The organism is Nostoc sp. LEGE 12454 (genome assembly GCF_056620565.1).
The window spans coordinates 25,982-46,731 of record NZ_JBWQXL010000049.1 but is presented as its reverse complement, the minus strand read 5'-3'; the positions used below and the strand labels follow the sequence as shown (position 1 = coordinate 46,731).

The 20,750-nt window shown below is 42.1% G+C and carries 20 protein-coding genes; 7 read left to right on the top strand and 13 right to left on the bottom strand.

Annotation, left to right across the window (positions count from 1 at the left end; translation table 11 throughout):
- Positions 1 to 217 precede the first annotated feature (217 nt).
- Positions 218 to 982 (bottom strand): peptidylprolyl isomerase, encoded by a 765-nt coding sequence (locus AC1F2U_RS29530; protein WP_480264362.1) that lies wholly within the window; start codon positions 980 to 982, stop codon positions 218 to 220.
- A 651-nt stretch (positions 983 to 1,633) separates the two neighbouring features.
- Entirely contained in the window at positions 1,634 to 2,008 is a 375-nt protein-coding gene (locus AC1F2U_RS29525) for a c-type cytochrome (RefSeq protein WP_094352507.1), read from the bottom strand.
- A gap of 209 nt (positions 2,009 to 2,217) precedes the next feature.
- Between AC1F2U_RS29525 and petG the strand changes: the two genes are divergently transcribed.
- Positions 2,218 to 2,331 (top strand): cytochrome b6-f complex subunit V, encoded by a 114-nt coding sequence (gene petG / locus AC1F2U_RS29520; RefSeq protein WP_063721252.1) that lies wholly within the window; start codon positions 2,218 to 2,220, stop codon positions 2,329 to 2,331.
- A 187-nt stretch (positions 2,332 to 2,518) separates the two neighbouring features.
- On the opposite strand, the gene rsmD is transcribed toward petG, so the two are convergent.
- The gene (gene rsmD / locus AC1F2U_RS29515) at positions 2,519 to 3,064 is read right to left on the bottom strand and encodes a 16S rRNA (guanine(966)-N(2))-methyltransferase RsmD (protein ID WP_480264361.1); all 546 of its coding nucleotides are present in this window, start codon (positions 3,062 to 3,064) and stop codon (positions 2,519 to 2,521) included.
- 69 nt (positions 3,065 to 3,133) lie between these two features.
- Complete coding sequence (gene hisH, locus AC1F2U_RS29510; RefSeq protein WP_480264360.1) at positions 3,134 to 3,769, bottom strand: imidazole glycerol phosphate synthase subunit HisH; 636 nt, start codon at positions 3,767 to 3,769, stop codon at positions 3,134 to 3,136.
- A 62-nt stretch (positions 3,770 to 3,831) separates the two neighbouring features.
- Here hisH and AC1F2U_RS29505 point away from each other — a divergent pair, with 62 nt between their 5' ends.
- The 3 genes from AC1F2U_RS29505 (at position 3,832) to AC1F2U_RS29495 (ending at position 6,361) form a co-directional block, all read left to right on the top strand.
- Positions 3,832 to 4,353 carry a pyroglutamyl-peptidase I family protein gene (locus AC1F2U_RS29505; RefSeq protein ID WP_334837925.1) on the top strand — a complete coding sequence of 174 codons (522 nt, stop codon included), beginning with the start codon at positions 3,832 to 3,834 and terminating at the stop codon, positions 4,351 to 4,353.
- A 31-nt stretch (positions 4,354 to 4,384) separates the two neighbouring features.
- Positions 4,385 to 5,752, top strand: coding sequence for a DUF3370 domain-containing protein (locus tag AC1F2U_RS29500; protein ID WP_480264365.1), 1,368 nt, complete (start codon positions 4,385 to 4,387; stop codon positions 5,750 to 5,752).
- 171 nt (positions 5,753 to 5,923) lie between these two features.
- Entirely contained in the window at positions 5,924 to 6,361 is a 438-nt protein-coding gene (locus AC1F2U_RS29495; protein WP_480264359.1) for a response regulator, read from the top strand.
- A 152-nt stretch (positions 6,362 to 6,513) separates the two neighbouring features.
- Here AC1F2U_RS29495 and AC1F2U_RS29490 read toward each other — a convergent pair whose 3' ends face one another.
- Positions 6,514 to 7,848, bottom strand: coding sequence for a hypothetical protein (locus AC1F2U_RS29490; protein ID WP_480264358.1), 1,335 nt, complete (start codon positions 7,846 to 7,848; stop codon positions 6,514 to 6,516).
- 122 nt (positions 7,849 to 7,970) lie between these two features.
- Here AC1F2U_RS29490 and AC1F2U_RS29485 point away from each other — a divergent pair, with 122 nt between their 5' ends.
- Positions 7,971 to 8,117 carry a hypothetical protein gene (locus tag AC1F2U_RS29485; RefSeq protein ID WP_480264357.1) on the top strand — a complete coding sequence of 49 codons (147 nt, stop codon included), beginning with the start codon at positions 7,971 to 7,973 and terminating at the stop codon, positions 8,115 to 8,117.
- Between the two features lie 51 nt (positions 8,118 to 8,168).
- On the top strand, positions 8,169 to 8,366 hold the full coding sequence (locus AC1F2U_RS29480; RefSeq protein ID WP_480264356.1) for a hypothetical protein: 198 nt from the start codon (positions 8,169 to 8,171) through the stop codon (positions 8,364 to 8,366).
- 108 nt (positions 8,367 to 8,474) lie between these two features.
- Here AC1F2U_RS29480 and AC1F2U_RS29475 read toward each other — a convergent pair whose 3' ends face one another.
- From AC1F2U_RS29475 to hetZ, 4 genes are all read right to left on the bottom strand, one after another.
- Positions 8,475 to 9,215 carry a Shedu anti-phage system protein SduA domain-containing protein gene (locus AC1F2U_RS29475; protein WP_480264355.1) on the bottom strand — a complete coding sequence of 247 codons (741 nt, stop codon included), beginning with the start codon at positions 9,213 to 9,215 and terminating at the stop codon, positions 8,475 to 8,477.
- A 103-nt stretch (positions 9,216 to 9,318) separates the two neighbouring features.
- On the bottom strand, positions 9,319 to 11,622 hold the full coding sequence (locus AC1F2U_RS29470; RefSeq protein WP_480264354.1) for a transglutaminase TgpA family protein: 2,304 nt from the start codon (positions 11,620 to 11,622) through the stop codon (positions 9,319 to 9,321).
- 356 nt (positions 11,623 to 11,978) lie between these two features.
- Positions 11,979 to 12,956 (bottom strand): PatU, encoded by a 978-nt coding sequence (locus tag AC1F2U_RS29465; RefSeq protein ID WP_334894541.1) that lies wholly within the window; start codon positions 12,954 to 12,956, stop codon positions 11,979 to 11,981.
- Positions 12,949 to 14,154 carry a heterocyst differentiation protein HetZ gene (gene hetZ / locus AC1F2U_RS29460; protein WP_292784242.1) on the bottom strand — a complete coding sequence of 402 codons (1,206 nt, stop codon included), beginning with the start codon at positions 14,152 to 14,154 and terminating at the stop codon, positions 12,949 to 12,951. The genes AC1F2U_RS29465 and hetZ overlap by 8 nt, the downstream gene beginning before the upstream one ends.
- A gap of 204 nt (positions 14,155 to 14,358) precedes the next feature.
- Between hetZ and AC1F2U_RS29455 the strand changes: the two genes are divergently transcribed.
- Positions 14,359 to 14,832 (top strand): hypothetical protein, encoded by a 474-nt coding sequence (locus AC1F2U_RS29455; RefSeq protein ID WP_480264353.1) that lies wholly within the window; start codon positions 14,359 to 14,361, stop codon positions 14,830 to 14,832.
- Between the two features lie 554 nt (positions 14,833 to 15,386).
- Here AC1F2U_RS29455 and sds read toward each other — a convergent pair.
- The 4 genes from sds to AC1F2U_RS29435 form a co-directional block, all read right to left on the bottom strand.
- The gene (gene sds, locus AC1F2U_RS29450) at positions 15,387 to 16,358 is read right to left on the bottom strand and encodes a solanesyl diphosphate synthase (RefSeq protein WP_480264352.1); all 972 of its coding nucleotides are present in this window, start codon (positions 16,356 to 16,358) and stop codon (positions 15,387 to 15,389) included.
- A 1,186-nt stretch (positions 16,359 to 17,544) separates the two neighbouring features.
- Positions 17,545 to 18,411: a glutamate racemase gene (murI, locus tag AC1F2U_RS29445; protein WP_480264351.1), complete on the bottom strand. Its 867-nt coding sequence runs from the start codon at positions 18,409 to 18,411 to the stop codon at positions 17,545 to 17,547.
- Positions 18,412 to 18,540: 129 nt separating this feature from the next.
- Positions 18,541 to 20,457 (bottom strand): N-acetylmuramoyl-L-alanine amidase, encoded by a 1,917-nt coding sequence (locus tag AC1F2U_RS29440; protein WP_480264350.1) that lies wholly within the window; start codon positions 20,455 to 20,457, stop codon positions 18,541 to 18,543.
- On the bottom strand, positions 20,454 to 20,609 hold the full coding sequence (locus AC1F2U_RS29435; protein ID WP_322690425.1) for a hypothetical protein: 156 nt from the start codon (positions 20,607 to 20,609) through the stop codon (positions 20,454 to 20,456). Before AC1F2U_RS29435 ends, AC1F2U_RS29440 begins: the two co-directional genes overlap by 4 nt.
- Positions 20,610 to 20,750: the final 141 nt, after the last annotated feature.

Below are 20,750 nucleotides of genomic sequence, written 5' to 3'. Positions count from 1 at the left end.
TGAAACGCTGCTGCGGCAACGATAGTTTAGGGGTTGCCCTACGCAAAAATAGCTCGATGCCAGGATTCATTACTCATACAAACAAAAAGCCCCACGCTCATACAGCCTGGGGCTTTTTGTTTTTCATAAATTGCGTTACTAATGCCACACAGCACTTTTATACGGTATTCGGTTGGGTTAAACGTTTATCGCCTGTCAGTTTATCGTCTGTCACCTGTCACCTATCCTCCTTTGCTTGTCGTGCAGACATGATTTGCTTTTGCTGTTCTTGTAGCCAGTTTTCAAAGAGTTCATTCAACAGGCGCATTTTCATAAATTCATCCAGTTGTGCTGGAATAAATTTTTCTAACCGCAAAATCACAAACCATTCAGCGATACGGGTAGGGGGCAATATCTGACCTGGTTGACTGCTAGAGAGCATTTGCACCATTATCGGATGTAATGCATTCAGTTCAATCGGGCCTACCAAGCCACCAGTTTGGGCTTCCGGTCCGAGTGAGTATTCCCGCGCCAAATCAGCAAAAGAGTTTTCTTTTGCCTGAATTCTGAAGTATAGTTCTTGGGCAATTCCCACATCCTGGGTTCGCAGTAGGGAATAAATTACTTTGTCCAGTTTTGCCTTGGACTGAAAAAAGTAAGATTCCAGTTTATTACCCCAAGTGGCTTGCTTGAATTTTTCAATTTTCAGCTTACGAGTGGTAATAACTTCTAATTGATCGGGAGTCAGCCCTTGATGTGCCATCCAAGCCTGGATGTCTTCTTCATTTTTAAACTGTTTTTCAGCGTAAAACTGTTGTTTAGCTTGGGCTACTTCCTCAGGAGTACACTCTATAATTACCTTAGCAGAGCGTGAGTTTTGCTCTATCGCTTCATCAATGATTAATTCCCGCTGCAACTGTGGCAGCATTTGGTAACTTGCCAGTAAAGAAATCAGTTCACTAGCTGTAATTGTACGATTACCGATTTGGATCGCTTCAGTCATTAGCTTTCGGTCATCTCAAGAATATCTAGTCTGTTAAAGAAGCTATACCTTACCTCATTGTCTAGGAACTTTTACCTTAATTCTACAGAGTTAGGTATATTAACCTCACTTTCGCAATAATTAAATAGTTATTTGCTAACATACTTAAAAATATACAGTTTGTATGAGTTTTTATCAAAGATTCTACGCAAATGCTAGCAGATGTGAAGATAAAGATAAAAGACAGTTTTCGCCACTACGACTTTAGAAGACGAAGTTTATCAGACTAGCTAGGGTGTTTTGAGGTTTCTATTATTATGCGTAGAGGCACAGTGGTCTTAATGTTGCGGTTCTTCTGCCAACCTCGAAAGAGCGTTTGGTAGATAAGGGTAGAAGCCAAGAGCTTTTATGAGTCCGCGTACCACTACGCGAAAGCAAGCTACGCGCAGCGTTTCGCATCTAAGCGTTTAGAATTTTCTCAAGTAGAGCAGGCATGATGTGCTGAGGGCGACGCTCCTATGTTACTAAAGCTTCTTTACAAGACGCTGGGCGAACGCTATCGAGCATCTAGTGGGTCTGTTTACAAGTGTTTTGGGTATAAAGGGGGACGCATTATATACTGCCTTTTCACATAAGGGTATTTATGTATCCTATAACCAAAAATCCTTAGGTCTACAAAGACTCTAAATAATTCAAAAGATCCGCCATTTCTTGAGCACTAGGTTGGAATTTTGGCATTGGCGGTGTTTCGCCACTAATAACTTGGTGAATCAGCCCATACCGAGACTTGTGCTTTGAAACAGCTTGCAAACTCGGTCCCACTCGCCCGTCTGCTTCCAAGCCATGACAACCAGCACAGTTAATTTGAAAGATCGCGTGTCCTTGAACTGGGTTTCCTGTTAGGGATAGAACACTCTTAACGTATGGATCGGAGGCTTGAACCAACTGAACACCAAAAAAGCCCAAAGGGACTCCTAGCAGTATAGCCAGCGTCAATAAAACGATCCGCTGAATCAAAATTTCAGGTTTGGTAATCTGGTTATCCAAAAGGTTTGCTGTGAAAGTCTAGGTGTGCTAAAAAGTTTTCATTTCCTACACATAGCTTAAAAGTTCTTGATTGTGTCTGCAAGCACAGAAGACTATTTTTTTGTGGACAGTCGCCTTTCAAAAGGCTGTAGGGCGCAGGATTCATACGAAATTTGGTAAAATTAAAAACAGGCAACGAATATTTAATAATTACAAAGAGGAGATTTACAGTGGTTGAACCCCTGCTATCAGGTATTGTCCTTGGTCTAGTTTTCGTCACTCTCGCCGGACTTTTTTACGCTGCATATAAGCAATACAAGCGCCCCAATCAGCTGGGGGGATGAGGGAGTGCCCAGTGCTGAGTGCTGAGGAGCCAGTGCGTTGAGCGGCTCTGCCGATTTGTACCCCTGCTCTTAAGCAAGCTACGCGTAGCGTCTCCGACAGGAGAACAACTGGCGTTGCCGAGTAGGATGAGGGAAGGGGGATAAGGAGGACAAGGAAGCAAGTTTTCTTCCCCATTCCCCATTCCTGTCATTCCACAATTCTGTAGAAAGTAAGTGATGTGTTGCCGTAAACTTTCTGGCGGCAAATTTCCCAAGCGGGAATCTCTAGCGGTGTCCAACCTTGTGAGGCGTGTTCAACTGCGATTTCGCCGCTAGGATCTAAAAATTGATGGTGAGCGATCGCTTCTAATACTGGCTGGTACAATCCACTGGCATAAGGTGGATCGAAGTAGATTCTATCAAACTGCTTACCTGATAAAGTCTTTAACTGCTGGGTAATATCTCCCCGCAATACCCGAAATTCCTGGTCGGCATTAGTTAACTGCTGCCAATTTTGTTGGATGGTGGCACAGGCTCGGCTCGATTGTTCAATTCCCACTACTACGCTGGCTCCTCTACACAAAGCCTCTGCGCCCATTGAACCAGTACCGGCGCACAAATCTAGCCAGCGACAACCTGCAATTTCTCCTTGCCAAATATTAAATACTGCCTCCCTTACCCGCGCACTAGTGGGTCTAGTTTCTTTCCCTGGTAAAGTTTTTAGCTGGCGATTGCCGTAAATTCTCAGGCTCATTGGTTATTAGTCATTAGTCATTGGTCATTAGTTTAGACAAAAGACAAAGAACAAATGACAAAAAGAATATTAGGCAGGAATTTTTTCGCGGACTTGAGCAACGAAATTAGACAGGATTTGTAATCCAATATTAGAGGATTTTTCGGGGTGAAATTGGACTGCCATGAGGTTTTCGTGTGCGATCGCAGCTGTGATGGTTTGAGTACCGTGAGTGATAGTTGCTGCACGGATTAGCGGGTCTATTGGGTCAACATAGTAGGAATGGACAAAATACACCCAAGGATCTGAGGGTAAATGCTCCCACAAAATACTTTTTGGTTGAGTAACTTCCAGTTGATTCCAGCCCATGTGAGGAATAGTGATGTCAGGTTCGGGACGGAACCGCCGCACTTTTCCTTTGATAATTCCTAGTCCTGGTTGGGTACCTTCTGCACTTGATTCAAAGAGAATTTGCAATCCTAAACAAATTCCCAAAAAAGGTTTTCCAGATGCGATCGCTTCTTTAATAGGTTGTTCTAAACCACGCGATCGCAGGTGTTGCACTGCTGGATCGAATGCTCCCACTCCCGGTAGGACTATAGCATCTGCTTGCTCTAATTCCTTTGGAGAATAAGTAACATTAGGAGTTGCCCCAGCTTTTTCCAAGCCTTTACAAACTGAGTGCAAATTTCCCATCTCATAATCTACGACCGCAATTACTGGCATTTACCTGCTCCTTGTAAATTTATTATGGAGGGTTTTTCTATTCTAAATAATATTTGTTTGTTATGAAGAAAAGAATTCTATTAACTTCTTTTGACACTTGGCTAAAAGATCAACAGTCAAATTCTTCTGATGATTTATTACTTGAAGTTACCAAACTTGAGTTGATACCACATGACTTAACTTTTTTACGCCAGTTACCCGTAGATGTGCAACTTGCTAGTACTCAGGTAATGGAAAAAATCAAGGCAATCCAACCTGATTACATCATCTGTTGTGGCATGGCTGCAAGTCGTACACAATTAAGTGTGGAAGCAGTTGCTAGCTGTGGAGAAAGTATTTTACAGACAGAAGTTGATTTAGAAAAATTAGTGGTGGGAGCAGAAAAAATTCAGATTAGCCACGACTGTGGGAAATTTGTTTGCGAGGGTCTTTACTATTCAGTGTTGGACTACTTAAGCCAAAATCAACTCACGGCACGTTGTATTTTTGTCCACGTTCCGGTTCTCAATCAAGAAAATTTGATGGGGATTATTGCCGATTTCGTATTAATTATTAACAAACTGGCACTTTCATCAAGCTGTTAATGTCTTTATGGTGAAAGAAATATCTAAGTATATGTTGCCATTGTTACTAATTTTCCCGATAGCCCAATTAACTCCTGCCACGCTACCACCTGAAGAAGTTGTACAACCACAAGAAGTACGACCTTTACCAGGTAAGTTGGATACAGTGCCAACGTTTAACAGCAATAGTCCAGAATTGGTTTTGAAGGAAGGAATCTTACTTTCTACCTTTCCACCAAATGGGAAAAAAGTGCCAACAGCGCATCTGAATTTTCCTTTTCGGGGACGATTTGATATTTTTGCCCATCACGTTGCGAAGGCTGAACCAGCAGAGAATTTACGTTCTCTTTATTTAGGGATAATTTTGCATAACCCTAGTTCGGAAACAGTGAAGGTAAATATTTGGCAGGCGGCGAGTTATTTGAGTCAACCAGATGCACCATTTATTCAATTACCATCTTTTAGCCAAAACCTTTTAGGTAAAGTTTTTGCTGGGCCAGGCGATCGCGTCATGTCTGATGTGCTTCGGGGAGTGCGACAAGAGATTTTTCCTGCCCAATTTGAGATTCCACCAAAGCAAAGTCGGATGTTACTCAATTTACCAATTCCTGTGCAAGGATTGACACCACCCCTGAATGGTCGGTCTACATTCATGCGACTGCAAAGTGATGGCACTGTCTATGCAGCTAGCCTAGCGATGTTTGCACGGGAGAATCCTGATGGCAGCGAGCGATCGCCTACCTTAGAAGAATGGCAGAATTTACTAGATAATGGTGATTTAGCTGGGCCACGAGATAAAACTCCCACTCCTTTAGAAGAAACTGGCAAGCCAAGAATTTATGGGCGTGTTGCGGGAGTGGTTGGTGGTTCGCGATGGACAGCCTTATTAGTAGATAAGCCTAAATCTAGATATCTAACTATTCCCCAGGCTGGTCAAGTGTTTTCCTACGCTCTGAGTACCCTGCATGGCGGTACATTAGGAACTAGTCAAATTCAAAGCGCACCCATGCTAGTGCGCTATCCTGACACCGCATATCGCGCTCATGGAAACTATGGAATTCAATATAATCTGAAGTTGCCGCTATACAACAATACTCAAAGTTCTCAAACTGTTAGTGTGTCGATACAAACGCCACTTAAGGAAGATCGGTTAGTCAAACCAGGGTTACGCTTTTTGAGTACACCCGCTCCTCAAGTATTCTTCCGAGGGACAGTGCGGGTACGTTACAAAAATGAGCTAAATCAGCCACAAACTCAGTTTGTGCATTTAGTGCAAAAGAGAGGTCAAGTAGGGGAACCGTTAGCTTTATTAAAGATGAAAGCTGGCGATCGCTCTTTGGTAGAAGTAGACTTTCTCTATCCGCCAGATGCTACACCACCGCAAGTATTAACAGTTTCAACTCAGATTGAACCTCGGTAACGAGTCATGGGTAATCGGTAAGAGTTTTTTTCTAATTACCTGTTACCAAAAAATAATTAAAGCCTGTTCTCAAGTTTTTCACCCCAAGTTTCTATATTTAGGGTGAATACTTATTCCGCCCCATGCGTTGCAATAGAAATAGCAGACTATAGCAGGCAATAAAGGGACGGCATGGCAACCGATCAAAAAACGAATCAAGAAACTGAATTAAATTTGCTCCAGCCGCTTGTTGGAATCTTGATATTACTGGTAGAGGATGAGCCAGATATTGCAGATTTGCTCATCTTCATTTTGGAAGCAGCTGGTGCAGAGGTAATGGCTTTAACCGATGCAGAAGAAGCTCTTGCCTTAGTTGAATCGCTTCATCCCGATATTCTGGTGTGCAATATGAAATTGCCCGAACATGATGGAAATTGGTTAATTGAGCAAATTCGAATGCATTCTCGCCAATTTTTAAGACAGTTGCCTGCGATCGCCATCACTTCTTATACACGGGAAGTATCAAGCTATAAGGCTTTGAATGCTGGTTTTAATCGATTTCTAGTCAAGCTTGAGAGTCCAGAAGAAATTGTAGATGAGATTGTTCAGCTGTTATCTACCGATCTGTAAATATAACTAGCAGCCTCGATCTCGTTTTTGATACTGCTTTCACACAATAGTCTATGGGAGCGCACAGCTAGCTATACACTCCTAAAAACGATTTTAAGAAAGGAAACCATAGAACCCTAAGTAATTAGGGTAAAATGTTGCATATATATTTGTTAACCTCGTTGAAAACCCTTTGCTGGCTTTTGTTGCCCCTTACCCTTGGGCTTAGATTTGTTAACTTCTCCTAAAGCTTCCTGAAATAAGTTATGCAAATGTATGGGTACACTGGCAATGTCTGGCAGCTCTGGCTCAATAGGTTTGTGGAATTCTTGCAAAAGTGCATCCAAGTCACTTTCAAGCCTAAACTCTGGACGTTGCAAAAATGTTTGCAACACATTTTCTAATTGAGTTGGATGCTGTTGTGCTAATCGATGCCAGATAAAAGCATTAATACTTTTATCTTCTAAGTAGTAGCGAACTAGTTTTTCGGCTCCTTGCACACTTTGCCAGTCCTCTGCCGATAAGATTGCTTGTACTTTACTATATGTTGGTAAAAACATTTGTCCCCAACGCGGATGAGAGAGAGCCGTTACCTGTTCTGCTTTCTTGAGTTCAGCAGGCAAATCAACCTTTGGCATAACCATTTTGCTCTTGCTGCTTTTGCTGTTAAACATCTCAGAGACTACGTTGGAATCTGCACCAAATTCTTCTGCGGCTGCTTTTATTTCTTCGTCGCCAATTCCAGCTGCTTCTGCCACTTCAGCAAGAGATTTAGAAGTATCAATTCCTGCGGCTGCAAAGGTTTTTTCAGTAATTACTTCTTGAAATTCCGCTATTTTTTTATTAACCTGGTATCCAGGTAGTGTGATTTCATCAGTGCCAAAAAAGTCCACAAACTGCTGATGATATTTTTCTACTGACTGCCAAGCTTCTTCTAGTAAGTCTGGAGCATCGCTGTAAAGATTACTTTTATAGTTTTCTTTGAAATTACCAATTGCTACAGCAAGTTTTGGTTTACCTAATTTACCCATTATTGTGTAGGGGCCAGAAAACATCCAATAGCTATCGGTAACGGGAGAAATGCGAGTTAGCAAGATTTCTCCGACTTTCAACCGAGATATTGCCTGTAATGTTTGAATATTGTTTGGCTTGACAATATAGTGTTTATCTGTTAACCAGTTCGTCAATTCAAAGCCATCAGTTAGAATATTCGTTATGGCAAATAAGCCAATAAAACTATGATGCCAACTATTGATTAAGCTGCGATCGCTTTCTGCTAAATCTGGATGGCTTTCGATAAACAACTCTAATGGAGATTTATCACTGACTTTCCCGGCTGTCAAAAAGCTATCGATGGTTAAGTCCTGCTGCGTATTATCCCCACTTCCACGGCGCAACTGTTCTGCTGCATAGGTTTCCAGTGCTTGTGCCAGTTCGCCTTCAGCATCAAGGACAAAATCAACTAAGGCTTGTTTTAATTCGTGCGATCGTTCTAATATGACATCCACAAGTTAATCTCTCGGTGCAACAGATGTAAATTATAGCCTTTGAGAGAATTTCAGCATCTAGCAATAGCTAGATTTATGGAGATGCACACTTAGCAGAATGGCTTTTTGGACACGGGATTTATTTGTTTTTTGTCAAGCCTGTGGTGCATTTGGCATTGTTCACTGGATTGACAGTTTCAGTGGCGACATTGTTTATCAGCTTTAATATTTTGACAGGTAGCCTCAGCTTTTATCTGGGCAATTCCGAAGGACTGACACAACAGTGGTGAAATGCCATGCTTACCTTCAGTACCTATCCAGCAACTTTGTTTTAGGGAACAGTGAAACTGCTGCTGTACACGTTGATTCCAGCTGGATTTGTGATTTATTTGCCGATTGAGGCATTGCGATCGCTAGCTTTGATTCATTCTCTACTAGCTGTGGCTGGTTCAACTACCGTACTATTGGTTGGTGCAGGTGTGTTTTACCACGGTTTACGTCGCTACTCCTCAGGCAATTTGATACAGATGCGAGGCTAAGTTCTTCCAGTGTTTAAAGTTGAGTTACCTTGAGGTAATTAATGAGACAATACACGATTTAACGTTTTAGAAGATTACTGATAAAGCAAAGTTTAGCCTAATGCTCATTTAAAATGGCGAATTTTCTTCATCTATATTAGTTTCTATTACATAGTACTCTACATCATCCCCAGGTTTAGTAGTCAATAAGTTTATTTGTAGTTTCTGTAACCAAGGTAGCTTGTAATAAATCTGCCCAGCCTCAGCTATTTTCCGAATCAGAGCATCGTAGGTTCGGATTTGAAGATGAGGATTATTTTTATTATGACGTGCTTTTAATCTTCGTTTTTCTTCATTATTTTTAAACTCATGCTCTCTTCCAATGATTAAAACACCTTTCGGTTCTGTAAATGTAGTTATTCCATACGCACTTCTTATTGTTTCTTGATTAGTAGTGCAATAGTCAATGTATCTTGTAAGTTGATTAATTTCTCTATTCGCTGCATCTCCAAACCTGAAATCACCGTTCTTATCTTCAATCCAAATAGTTTCATTTGCTCCTTTTAACTCTAGAACCCACCATGCAATTCCATCTGAGTTCTCTCCTGCAAATAAGTAGTCAGGTTTCAAACCTTTTGTTTGTGAGCCAACACGGGGACGAATAAGCTGTTGAGGAATAACCCAAGCGTTATGATGCCCTGTTAAAAAGAAAACAGAAACAAATGCTAGTATTTCCGGATTTGCTCTCAAAAAAACATCGATTTCTGTCTCATCACAACTTCTGAATACAAGGAAGAGAAATTTATTTAATTGTTCTGGAGTAACGTCAAAACGATTAACTTGAAATTCCTCAGGTGGATAGACACTCATTATTTAGTAATTTACAATTTGAGGTTTGCTTCGGCTTCACTTCCGTGTTATTTGCCACCAAGGTTGCCTAATGGACAACCTTTTTATATCATTTATCAATGAGTTACTTAGCAGTCTTTTTAAGACCTTGCCATCTTTGTCGTAGTTGCTGCAAGTTAGGTGTATGACCGCCATAACGCCAGCCAACATAGGCTTGACAAATTTCATCTATAACCTCAGCAGTTGCTAAAGCATGATGCTGGTATGAGACTCTGGCATACTCTAAAGGTGTTTGTGCTGGATGTTTGCCTAAACCTTTTTGGGTTGTCCATTGCAGCATTTGTTGATAAAGGCTTTCCATTGCTGGCAATTTCTTTAACCATCGACGGTTGCGCCACTCTCGCCACTGACCCCAACCCAGCCAAGCCAAGAAAGCTGCTGTAGTTGACAAGATTAAGCCAGTTAATACGCCGAACCAACCTTGAGAGAATAAAGCTAAAAACCAAGCGATCGCTCTAATCACCCACTTAAATATTGTCTCAAATACATTATTCAACAAACCTGTCAGCGGAGAAGGTAGCCAGCCAGCAACCCAATGCCACAATTGGCGCAACACACTAAAAGTCTGAGTGTCTTCAATTGAAGGTGGTATCAGAGGATGATTGGGAATAGGGTCAAAAGCAAACCAACCATATTTCGGAAAATACACTTCCGTCATCGCATAAGCGTCAGTATTACGGACAACATACAGCCCTGTAAATGGATTAAACTCTCCCGCACTAAACCCTGCTACTAACCGCGCTGGGATACCAATGGAACGCAACATTACTGTGAGAACTGTAGAGAAATGGTCTGGATAGCCTCCCTTTTGCTTAAACAAAAAAGTTTCTACCAAGTCTTCTTTTTCACTCAAATAAGGTAGTTCTAAGGGATTTTGAGGAACAGAGTAGCGTTGCTTTAAATATTGAGCTAAGTAGAGAGCTTTTTCGTAGGGTGAATCCAGACTTTTAGTAGACTTTGCGACTTTTTCTTGATTGTAGTTAGCGAGGATTTCTTCGGTACGTTGCCGGACTTTTTCGGCAATTTCGGGAGGAATTTGCAGATAATGCTTTTTAATCTGTTGCGGATATTTAGTAGAAGCTTCACCTAATTTAGTGCGATCGCGGTATGGTACTTCGGAAACTACTGTGTAGGTGAAACCTTCTGATAATTCTACAGGCGATCGCAATCCGTCTTCTTTATCAACAGCGATCACTGGTGCTGGAAAATAAACTTCCTTGGCATTAGCCATCGCTGGAATGAGGTTAGGCAAATCCGACACCACTGTATAAGTTTGTACTACCTCTTGGGTTTTAGCAGTGAGTACAGATGGGGGAATAAAAATTTGATAAGACCAAGGCGATCGCCTGATAGTCGTAACATTTTCATTGCGAGAAACTTCCCAGCCCTTACCTGTATAGCGATCGAATGCTAATACTCGCCAAAAACCCTCAGCTTGCGATCGCACCCGCATGACAACCTTGGGTTTCATCTCGCCCCGCAGGTTTTGATTCATTTGGCTATTGAAACCGTAATAAAAATTATTATCTACTTTACCTGGTTCACCAGTTTTATTTTGTCCCGTACCACCGCTACCACTGCCTTGATTCTCACCTTTACCTTGGCGGACATAACCGGGATTAATGATACTACGACCTGTGAAATTACTTTTTACTTGAATGGCAGAACTTACAGGAAAATTCCGTAATTGATAGCCGGGAAATCTGGGTAAAACAGCAAAAATTGCCAGCCCCAGACCGACAATTAGTAAAAAAGTTAAAATTAAAAATTTAAAATTAAGACTTGAGGAATTCTTCTGATTGAACTTTTCCTTTTGAGTTTTTAATGGCTGCAAACCCAAGCGCGAGCGGTAATCTAGTACTAAAGTTGGCAAAGCGATCGCTAAAAATAACAACAATACAGGTGCAAATGCTAAAGTCTGACTTAGGGTTGCTGCCACACCTAATAAAATAAGTCCGATCACAATCGAATAGCCCAAATTTTTCCGGCGGGGTGTATCAAAGCTATGCAATACCTGGAGTTGAATTAATAACTCTGCCAAACCCAACCGCGTATCATTCAACTCTCCGACTAATCGCCCAAAGAAAGCACCCAGTGCTACTAACATTCCGATGGCGATGCAGAATTTAATTGCAACATTGCGATCGCGGCGACGATAATAACTCCAAATTGCACCCACAACACTCAGGGGTAACGCCCAAAAACTGAATGAAGTCTCAGCGGCAATATCCGTCGCCACAATTCCCAAAATAACCAACGCTAGCACCAGCACCCGCAAAAAAATTGAATCTTCCACTTCAATCAAAGGCGACCCCTGCGGATTTTGCCGCCAGAAATTACCTACAGGGATACGCCAAAACCGATTCATCCTGGATAAGTTAAACATTTGAGTCTAGTAGAAGCAATGATGTAGATGCAAAAAACACAATGCGGGGGACGTAATTGCCTACCCTGGTACTGTGTCAAAAAAAATTAATTATGGATAGGGGTAGAGATGGAGATACACGAGAAATGGGTGATGCGGTGAATTGAGAAATAATCAAATACTTTCTCAATATCCCCATGTCCCCATATTCTCGCGTCCCTGTGTCTTTGTAATAACTGCTTCTCGTAGACACCCTAATGACCGCTTGTTGAAAAATAGGATGAGCTTCAAAACCAGGAAAATCCTCTTAATATATATCGGCGTTGATTGACATAGTGTGCTAGCGGTGGAAATTTAAATTAAATCGTGGGATTAATCACAAACAACAACGACTGTTCGTCTATTTCTGGAAATTCAACTTCCAGGGTATAAGTTGGGTTAAGTTGCTCGCAGCCTAACTCTACATTTAAGTATCCCGAAGTCGAAGATGTTGTCATTGCTAAAGTGCCACTTCCCCGCAGCGTCAAAGTTCCTTTAACAGGTAACTCAGCTTGCACAAGTAACTTCGTAAGTTTACCTAGAGACTGGTATTCTACTCTGATGTTCAAAGCACCAACACTGGTTAGCCACTGTCTTTCTACTACCGGACTGGTTGCTGAAACTGGTAGAGTCAGATTTTCTAGCAGTTGTTTAGCTGCTAGCAACGACAAAGCCATCTGTTGACGCGGTTGTAAATCTGAGTAATCGCTCTGAATAGCGGGCATTGTCTCTAGAGTACTGGCAGACCGATAGGTGCTTCTTAACACCAATCCAGCTATATCATTTAGTGCTTGAGACTCATTGGGAAAAAAGTTCTCCACCACTTGAACTAATTTTGCCCCCAACGGCACTGAAGATGTCACTAAAGCCTGACATTGTTCTAGCAATTGCTGGAAAACTCTTTCCGGTAAGCGGGTTGGCAAGGTCAACTTTGACTGTTGTACCATCCATCCCCAGCTAGGAACGAGTGTCATTGAAGGCTCATCAACAAAATCAGGATATTCGATTAATTGTGTTTCCCAGGGAAACAACGGTGGGTGCTCTTGAGCTTGGATTTGTAACCGATTCTTAAGGACAGCTTGAAAACGATCTTGCACAGTAGGAATTTCTCCCAATTGAAAGGTCTGGGGCGTTCCTCCCAATTTTGGCTCACTGCTTTTTGAAGCAGTGGCTTCATTGAGGAGTTTTTTTACCCCGTCATTTTCCTCACATTCTACCGATTGCTCGTTATTTTTGACATCATCTGTCAACAACCAATCGAGACACCGGTGTTGTAAGGATTCTGAGTCACTATTCATGAGTAGATGCACCTGATCCGGAAACTAATGAGTTACGAATTTCCCAAGCTTGCTCAAGAATCTTAAACCATCGTTTTTGCAGTTGTGCCATTGACAGCCCTAAAGTTTTTGCTATTTTTTCATCAGCTTGTCCTTGTTGCTTCAACTCTAATAAAGACCGTTGCTTATTGTCCAGCTGTGCTGTGTATACTTGCCATTGCTGGGGAGTTAAACCCAAATTGGTATGCAGAGAAGCTTCCAGCCATTCGTGAACTAATTCCCAACGGTGCAACAGGGCGAATCGAATCAAATGATACTTAAAGCGCTGCTGCAAATAATCTCTCTGACGAGGAGTTAAACCTAAAACCGATTCAATTTCCTGTGCTGATAAATCCTGGAGGCGAAGAGAAAAGTAATCAGCACAGTCAGATTGTTGTCGTTGTTCGAGATAATTCATTAATTCCGTAACCACAACGGAACGCAAGGTGTCTTCTTCGGGTTCGGGTTCGGCTTGTGTTGCCATTGTGGAGCGCAATTGGTGAATTGCTGGTTCTTCCCAAGAACCGTCACCTTCATTATTGCTACCTTCTGCGGCTTGTTCTATATCTACGCTGGTTTCTGGAGGCTGCTGTTGGGAAAAAGTTTGCGCGCGCAGGATAATTAGCTGTTGCTGACGGCCTGGTAAAGGAATGCGTCGCTTGCCGTAGCGCTCGGTAAATGCCATATACTCGGACAATTCCAAGAGCGTCTGAGGGCGATAAGTGGCACCAAGTTGATTTTCTCGCCGAAAAGCGTTCAACGCTTCTAGATAAAAACTCTGGAGGAAATCTTCGATGATTGTCAGCCGCCCTTGATAGCTCAATTGTCTCTGAGGAGGATTAATATATCGATAAATAATTGCACTCAAAGTACTGTGTAATTCGACTCTGCCCCGATTTGAACCTAACTGATAGTACCTGAGACACTGTTGCAGCCGATGCCGAGCCAAGGTCATCGCTGAGCTTTCTACAGATCCAGAAGCTTGGATACGTTTACTCTCATGACAAATCCGGTAGACTTCAGTGGTAATACGTCTTGCTACATCGTGGCAATTCTGTTCCGAAGCTTTAGTTGACTGCTGAAACTCCTTGGACAGGAGTTGAAAGATCGCCTCCACGCCTGTAGAATTTTCTCCCAGAATAGTTGCAGATGGAATAGTTGCGGTTGCGGCTGAATTCATAGTCTCGGTTTTCAAAAGACCCTAACTTACTTAAATACAACCTGTACGACTGTGGGTATTGGCTGGTTTGGTTTTACGTATAAGCTAAACGCAGGCCAATCCTATATTGAGGATATGGCTGATTTTATTATTCCCAATTCTGATGGGATTGTTCACACTTGATAGATGTTATTGCCGTTACCCAAGAGTCGTATACAAGTCATTATGGATTTAGAAGCACAAATTCAATTGCTGATTGACAATGCACCCCGCGATGGTATGACACCACATCTTGTTGCAGCAATTGCTCCTGCCCTTAGAGCGATCGCTCAAAAATTACGCTACTCCCAGTACTATATTCTCCAAAATTCGGAGGCAAGCTGGGTTTTAACTACGTTGAGCAATCGTGCTAATCCAGGATTGGAAAAGCGTGTGATTTACGCTTTCCCTACCATACAGGATGTCTCTCTAATTTCCCCTGCTGGGCTTGACCCTCAAATGCTAGCTAAAATTACTCCTGTCACCCATATTTTGTTCCAATTGGTGGCTTTAGAACCCGTAGATAGTATCGTTTTTTTGGAGACGCCGGGTAAGACCACTTATACCGTCGAAGTTCGGCGAACTGAACTAGAAAAACTTATGCAGAAACAGTTACGACAACAGCGATCGCCTAAACAGATCCCCCCTGATATTGCATAGAAAAAATTTGGATGTGGGATTTTTTAGATACAATCCCACATCCAACATTTTAAATCTCAAATTTCTTTAAAAAAGTTTTCTAAATCAGTAAAAAAAGAAATTTTTTCTTTCCGTTACACCATGCGACTAACTCAACTTTCGGTGAAACCTAAAATTGATTAAAAAACAGTTATCAGTGAACATTTTTCCGTTTTCAAGTTTTAGTTTCCTAGTGAAGCAGAGTCTTATACTTAAGAACTTTCACATAAAAAAATATCCCATTCTTTATTATGAAGTGCCCAGTAACCAAAAGCGGCAAGACTTCGGCGTGAGCGCTCAGTCGAATACTATCCACCCCACAAGCACTAGTAATTTCTTTTTTGGAAATCCCTAAGAACTTCCAAATAAAAACCCCACTTTCTACCTGCTAAATAAGTGGATTGAATTAAACATAAAACTGCTTTAGTGTATTAAAGCGTTAACACAACAGAACATTTCAGGTTTTCGGTACGTTACGGAAGCCACAACACACCTACAAAATCCCCACTTTCTACCTGAGAACTCCGATCACTGATTTAATAGAGGCGACTCAGTGTGTACTCAGCGATGTTAATCAATGCCTGGTGGGATTCTGAGGATGGGAGAACTGCAAGATGTTCAATTGCCAACTTCGCATGGTGAGCAGCTAACTCTCGCGCCTGCTGTATACCTTGACTATCTTGAATCAGTGCTAGTGCTTGCTCTAAATCTCCTTCTTGAGCAAATTCTCGTTCAATCAGCACTTCCAAAGATGGTTTTTCCGCCAAAGCAAATAAAACGGGTGCAGTTAGATTACCACTTTTGAGATCCGACCCCGCTGGTTTACCCAAGGTATCCGTTGTACTGGTGAAATCTAAAATGTCATCAACAATTTGAAATGCTATACCAAAATGACGACCGTAGCTATACAGATGCTCAACAGTTTCTCGCGAGACTTCACTGAGTAACCCAGCAGCTTTAGAACTGTTGGCGATTAGGGAAGCTGTTTTGTAGTAACTCTTTTCAATGTAGGTTTCAATAGAGATACCAGTATCAAAACGATTTAGTCCCTGCTGAATCTCCCCAGTAGCCAGATCCATAATGACTTCTGAGAGGAGTTTCACTACTTCTAAATTGTCCAAGTTTGCTAAATACCAGGACGATTGGGCAAAGAGAAAATCTCCTGCTAAGATGGCAATGCGGTTCCCGAACAAACTATGAACGGTAGGAACGCCTCGCCGCACGTCTGATTCATCTACCACATCGTCATGTACCAAGCTTGCTGTGTGAATCATTTCTGTAATCTCAGCAAGGCGGCGATGACGCGGTGTGATATCTTGTTCTAACATTGTTGCCCGCGATATTAGCAGGACAATTGCTGGTCTGATACGCTTTCCCCCAGCTCCGAATAAATGTTCGGCTGCTGCAAACAGAATGGGGTGGCGATTTCCAACTAGCTGTTTTAGGTTATCTGCTAGTAGTCGCAGGTCTGCTTCCACAGGGGTAAACAGGGAGGTGGCTGGGGTCATGTATGGGCGGACTCTGACTTAGGTTACGAAAGTTTACATATCCTATACTCATTTTAAGATAACCCTGTGCCAGCGCAAAGTTTTCATCAGGTAATCCCATTTTTATGAGTCTATGGGTGATAATTAAGGTTGCCGAGGGTTTTGTCAATAAGTAATTATGCTTATTTTGTGGCTACTCAAACTTTAAACTAACTTAAAAGATGAATTCTCAGTACACGGGATAAATTTCAAATTAAATTGTGTTAAGTAGTTTCTCATCTCACCTTTCTTGCCACAGTTCCAAAGATAATTTAAGCAATATTACTTATTGACAAAAATCTAGCGGTTTAAATTCGTCGCTAAGAGGCAAGGCTAAATTTCTCCAGATTGAGGTGTAGCTCTTCAAAAAATTTGAAATTTAGCAGCCGAATAAGCTCAAAATTCAGGGTCGTTGTGTTACGCTAAAATATAGGAATTTTAAATTTTGTAAGATATTCGCACCCCAAAAGTTAAGTCAGCGACTAGTTGATTTTACTGACTTGGTGGTGTGAGTCTAAAATAAATATTCGTTGGTTAGATTAAGGGAATAAATTCTTTAATTTTTCCTACGATAAGCAAAACTCCTGGTTTGGAGCTGTGTGATATCCCTATGGGAAGTCGCTACACGTACTCAGCGCACGTAGAGCGCAAGCATTGCTCTTTTCACAGCAGTTTGAGCAAAAATAAAGCAGATCGGGTAGACCGCTGAGAATCGTAGTTTTAGATTGCTAAACGGCAAACTAACTGCTGTGGGATCTATGGTCTGCTAGAAGTCGCATTAAATCATAAATTCTTTGTCCGTAGAGGATTTCATCTCTATAGGTAATTTTACTATAGGAAACTACAGCCATCAAGAATGCACTTGCTTGGCTGAGGTTCTACTAATTTTATGGAATTTTATATTCGTTTAGAAGGGTGCTAGTAGAACAATGATTTACGGAAATATACCTATGATGATTTTTATTTTAGCCTCTGGATATTTGTTTACAGTCTACCTGTTATTAGCACTGGCGAAGCGAACGGGTACAAAGACTGTTCATAGAAGTTTCCCTTCATCTACTGAAGGAAAACATAAACAGGAGATATCAGTTAATAGTCAGTAGTCATTTGTCATTTGTCCTTAGTCCTTCGTCATTTGTTTCGATAAATGACTAAGGACTAATTAGTTTTATTGGAGTTGGGAAATAGCTATATCAGTGAAGGAAACCTCTTCAACCATTGGGGTATAGCCTAGCCACTGCACTCCTGATTGGGAAAACTGTTTCGGACAACCGCTGACGGCGAAGCGAGTTGGCAATGGTAGGTGAGTATTTTTTAAGCCTAGTAAGTCTAGTTCTTGGGCGCAAGCTGCCACAACATGAACAGCTGGATCGACCAACTGGACTTGAGAGGGGAGGAGCGATCGCAGTACTGGTGTAAGGTGGGGATAATGGGTACAGCCGTGAACTAGGGTGTCAATTTCCTGCTCTAATAAAGGCTCTAGGTAGCCTCGTGCAACTTCCGCAGTGTAAGGATCGTGAATGCGGTTTTGCTCAATCAGTGGCACAAACTCTGGACATCCAACTTGCCAGACTTGGACATCGGGAGCAATTTCAAGAATAGCGTGCTTATAAGCATTACTTTTAGCTGTAGCTGGAGTGGCAATTACACCAATCCGCTTTCCTTGCTGCACCGCAGCTTTTGCACCCGGTAGGATTACTCCCAAAATTGGTATGTTGAATTCTTGACGCACAGTTTCTAGGGCTAAAGCAGAACTGGTGTTGCAAGCCATAATTACCATTTTTACCTGCTGCTGTTGTAGCCAGGTAATAATTTCACGTGTAAATCGTAAAATTTCTGCTTGCGAACGAATTCCATAAGGAAGTCTAGCTGTATCCCCAAAGTAAACAATTGATTCATTGGGAAGTTGTCGATATATTTGTCGCAGTACTGTTAGCCCACCCACACCGCTGTCAAAGATGCCAATTGGGGCACGTTGGGGTTCTTGCTCAGAAAAATCGTCAAGATTCCCTTCAAAAATGGAAGATGAATACACAGGCAGATATATATTTAGGTTTTGGGATTTAAAATACAGAATTTAGCAGACAATCTCCAAATTGACCACTAAATTCTGCGCGTCAAAGAAGTTTAAATACCACCTCTTTAATTAGTAATTTGTACTATATTACCTCTGCTGTAAATATTTTAGAATGCCACGAGCGATCGCTTCTGCCATCCGATTTTGATATTCTCGTGTTCCCAATCTAGGATTATCCTCGTAACCAGTCATATAGCCCGTTTCTACCAAAATCGAAGGCATGGAGCTTTTCCTCAGAACATAGAATCTAGCTTTGCGGGTTCCTCGGTCTTTAATAGTGCCGATATCTTGGAGAATGGTTTTACGAACTACTTCAGCCAGACCATAACCGCTCTCGTAATAATAAACTTCTAAGCCATTGACATCAGGGCGATTATCAACGGAATTGGCGTGAATGCTGACAAACAAAGTCGCGTTAACTCGCTTGGCAATATCTACCCGTCCCTGAAGTTCTACAAAAAAGTCGGCATCCCGCGTGAGTACAGCTTGTACGCCATTTTGCTCTAAAATTGCTCCTACCCTTTTTCCAATAGGCAGAATTACATCCTTTTCTAAAAGTCCCCCTAGACCAGGGGCACCTGAGTCTTTTCCACCATGTCCTGGGTCAATAACTACTAGCAATTTCCCTCTGGGAGCTGAGGGGCGTGGCTGTGACTGGGAGATTGGACGGGGATTATCTATGGAATTTGGTAATTGTCCTTGGTCTGGTAATGGCAGAGGAGGTAAAGCAATGGGCGGTGTGATGCTGCTACTAGAGCGTCGTAATTCTAAAGCTAAAAGCTGGTCGCCAACCTGGTTGAGTTCCCCAATTTGTATTCCAGCGGCTGGTTGAACCAAGACGGTGACAGTGTTGGATTCTTGTGGTTGCAGGCGTACCCGCAGAATCGGGCTATTAGGATTAAAAGTAGGGCCTGTGACTTTGGGAGCTAACTTAGCATTGTTGATAGTGATACGGAACAGACCAGAGGTTCTATCCCAGCCTCCTGTAGCAGACAAAGTTTGATCGGCTCGAATCAGCAATTGTGTACCATTATTAGCCAGTTGCACAGACTGAATGTTAGCAGGTGTGTTACTTGGTGCTATGGGACGTGGACTATTACTTCCAGGCATCTGGGCAACTCCACGACTGGGTAGAACGACGAAACCACCAACACTGCTAGTAGTTGCTCGCCAATTTTGACTATTTTCATCTACTTGTAAAGTCAGGCGAACAACAGATGGGTTGGTTTGCAGTTGGGTGAACTGGATACGGCTAACACCATAACGATTAATCGACAAATCTCGCTGCTCTAAACTTGGTGATAGAGTTGCGCCAGCAATGTCGATGTTAATTGCCTTTTGATCGTTGCTACGATTTACCTGAATCTGAGGATTACCACCATTGGTGCGGACAAAAAAACCATCGCCAGTGACTTGTAAGTTCTCAATTTGAGTAACTTTGGCGACAACCATTCTGTTGTTCAGTGAGCTGGTATTCAGTGGATTTACAGAACCTGCTGTCACCACATTGTAAATATTCCTTGGGGGGAATGTTTGTGTAGATGTTCTGGGTGAGGTATCAGAGGCTATAGCTTGTTCTGGTTGCCCTCCAGTGTTTCTTGCGGGTACATTGTCCGCTTCTGGCGTAGGTAATTGCACTGTCCAGCGATCGCCACTTGTACCCACAAATTGCACTCGTTTGGGGTCTAAACTATAACCAGGAGTCAGTTCAACAACTATGCGCGTTGTTTGTTCGTCAAACTGCCCAACACGAATCGAACGAATTGCACCGCCCACTTGTTGGGTTAGCTGCGGACGACCAAATGAGGTTCCTGGTAAATCAATTACCAGACGAGTCGGGTTAAAAATTAATTGTGCTTGAGGTTGAACATCTCCTTGAGTATTAATTTCCAGCTTGTTTTGATTAGCATCAAAACGCCAAGATTCAAGTCTCGCGGCCATTGCCGGCGACGATAGCATGAAGATGGTTCCAATAGTACTGGATAGTAACCAGCGTAATTTCACAGTCTTTTCTCCTGATTCACATTTATGGGAGCCGTCAACATCTCAACATATTGGCTAATCCTCACACCGTCACCGCGCACACTTGAGTTTTGCGCTGTTATTAAGACACAGCTAATGGCGTAAAATATAGCACGCTCCTCTGATTTTGCCATGCCATTAGCCTATATAAATTTGACTGCCAATTTTAGATTTTAGATTCCCGATTTTAGTTTTCTGCCAGACTAGGGTCTTGCTAGACTAACACCTGTTGTAGGTGATACAAATCCAAAATCCAAAATTGTTCGACTGAGCGT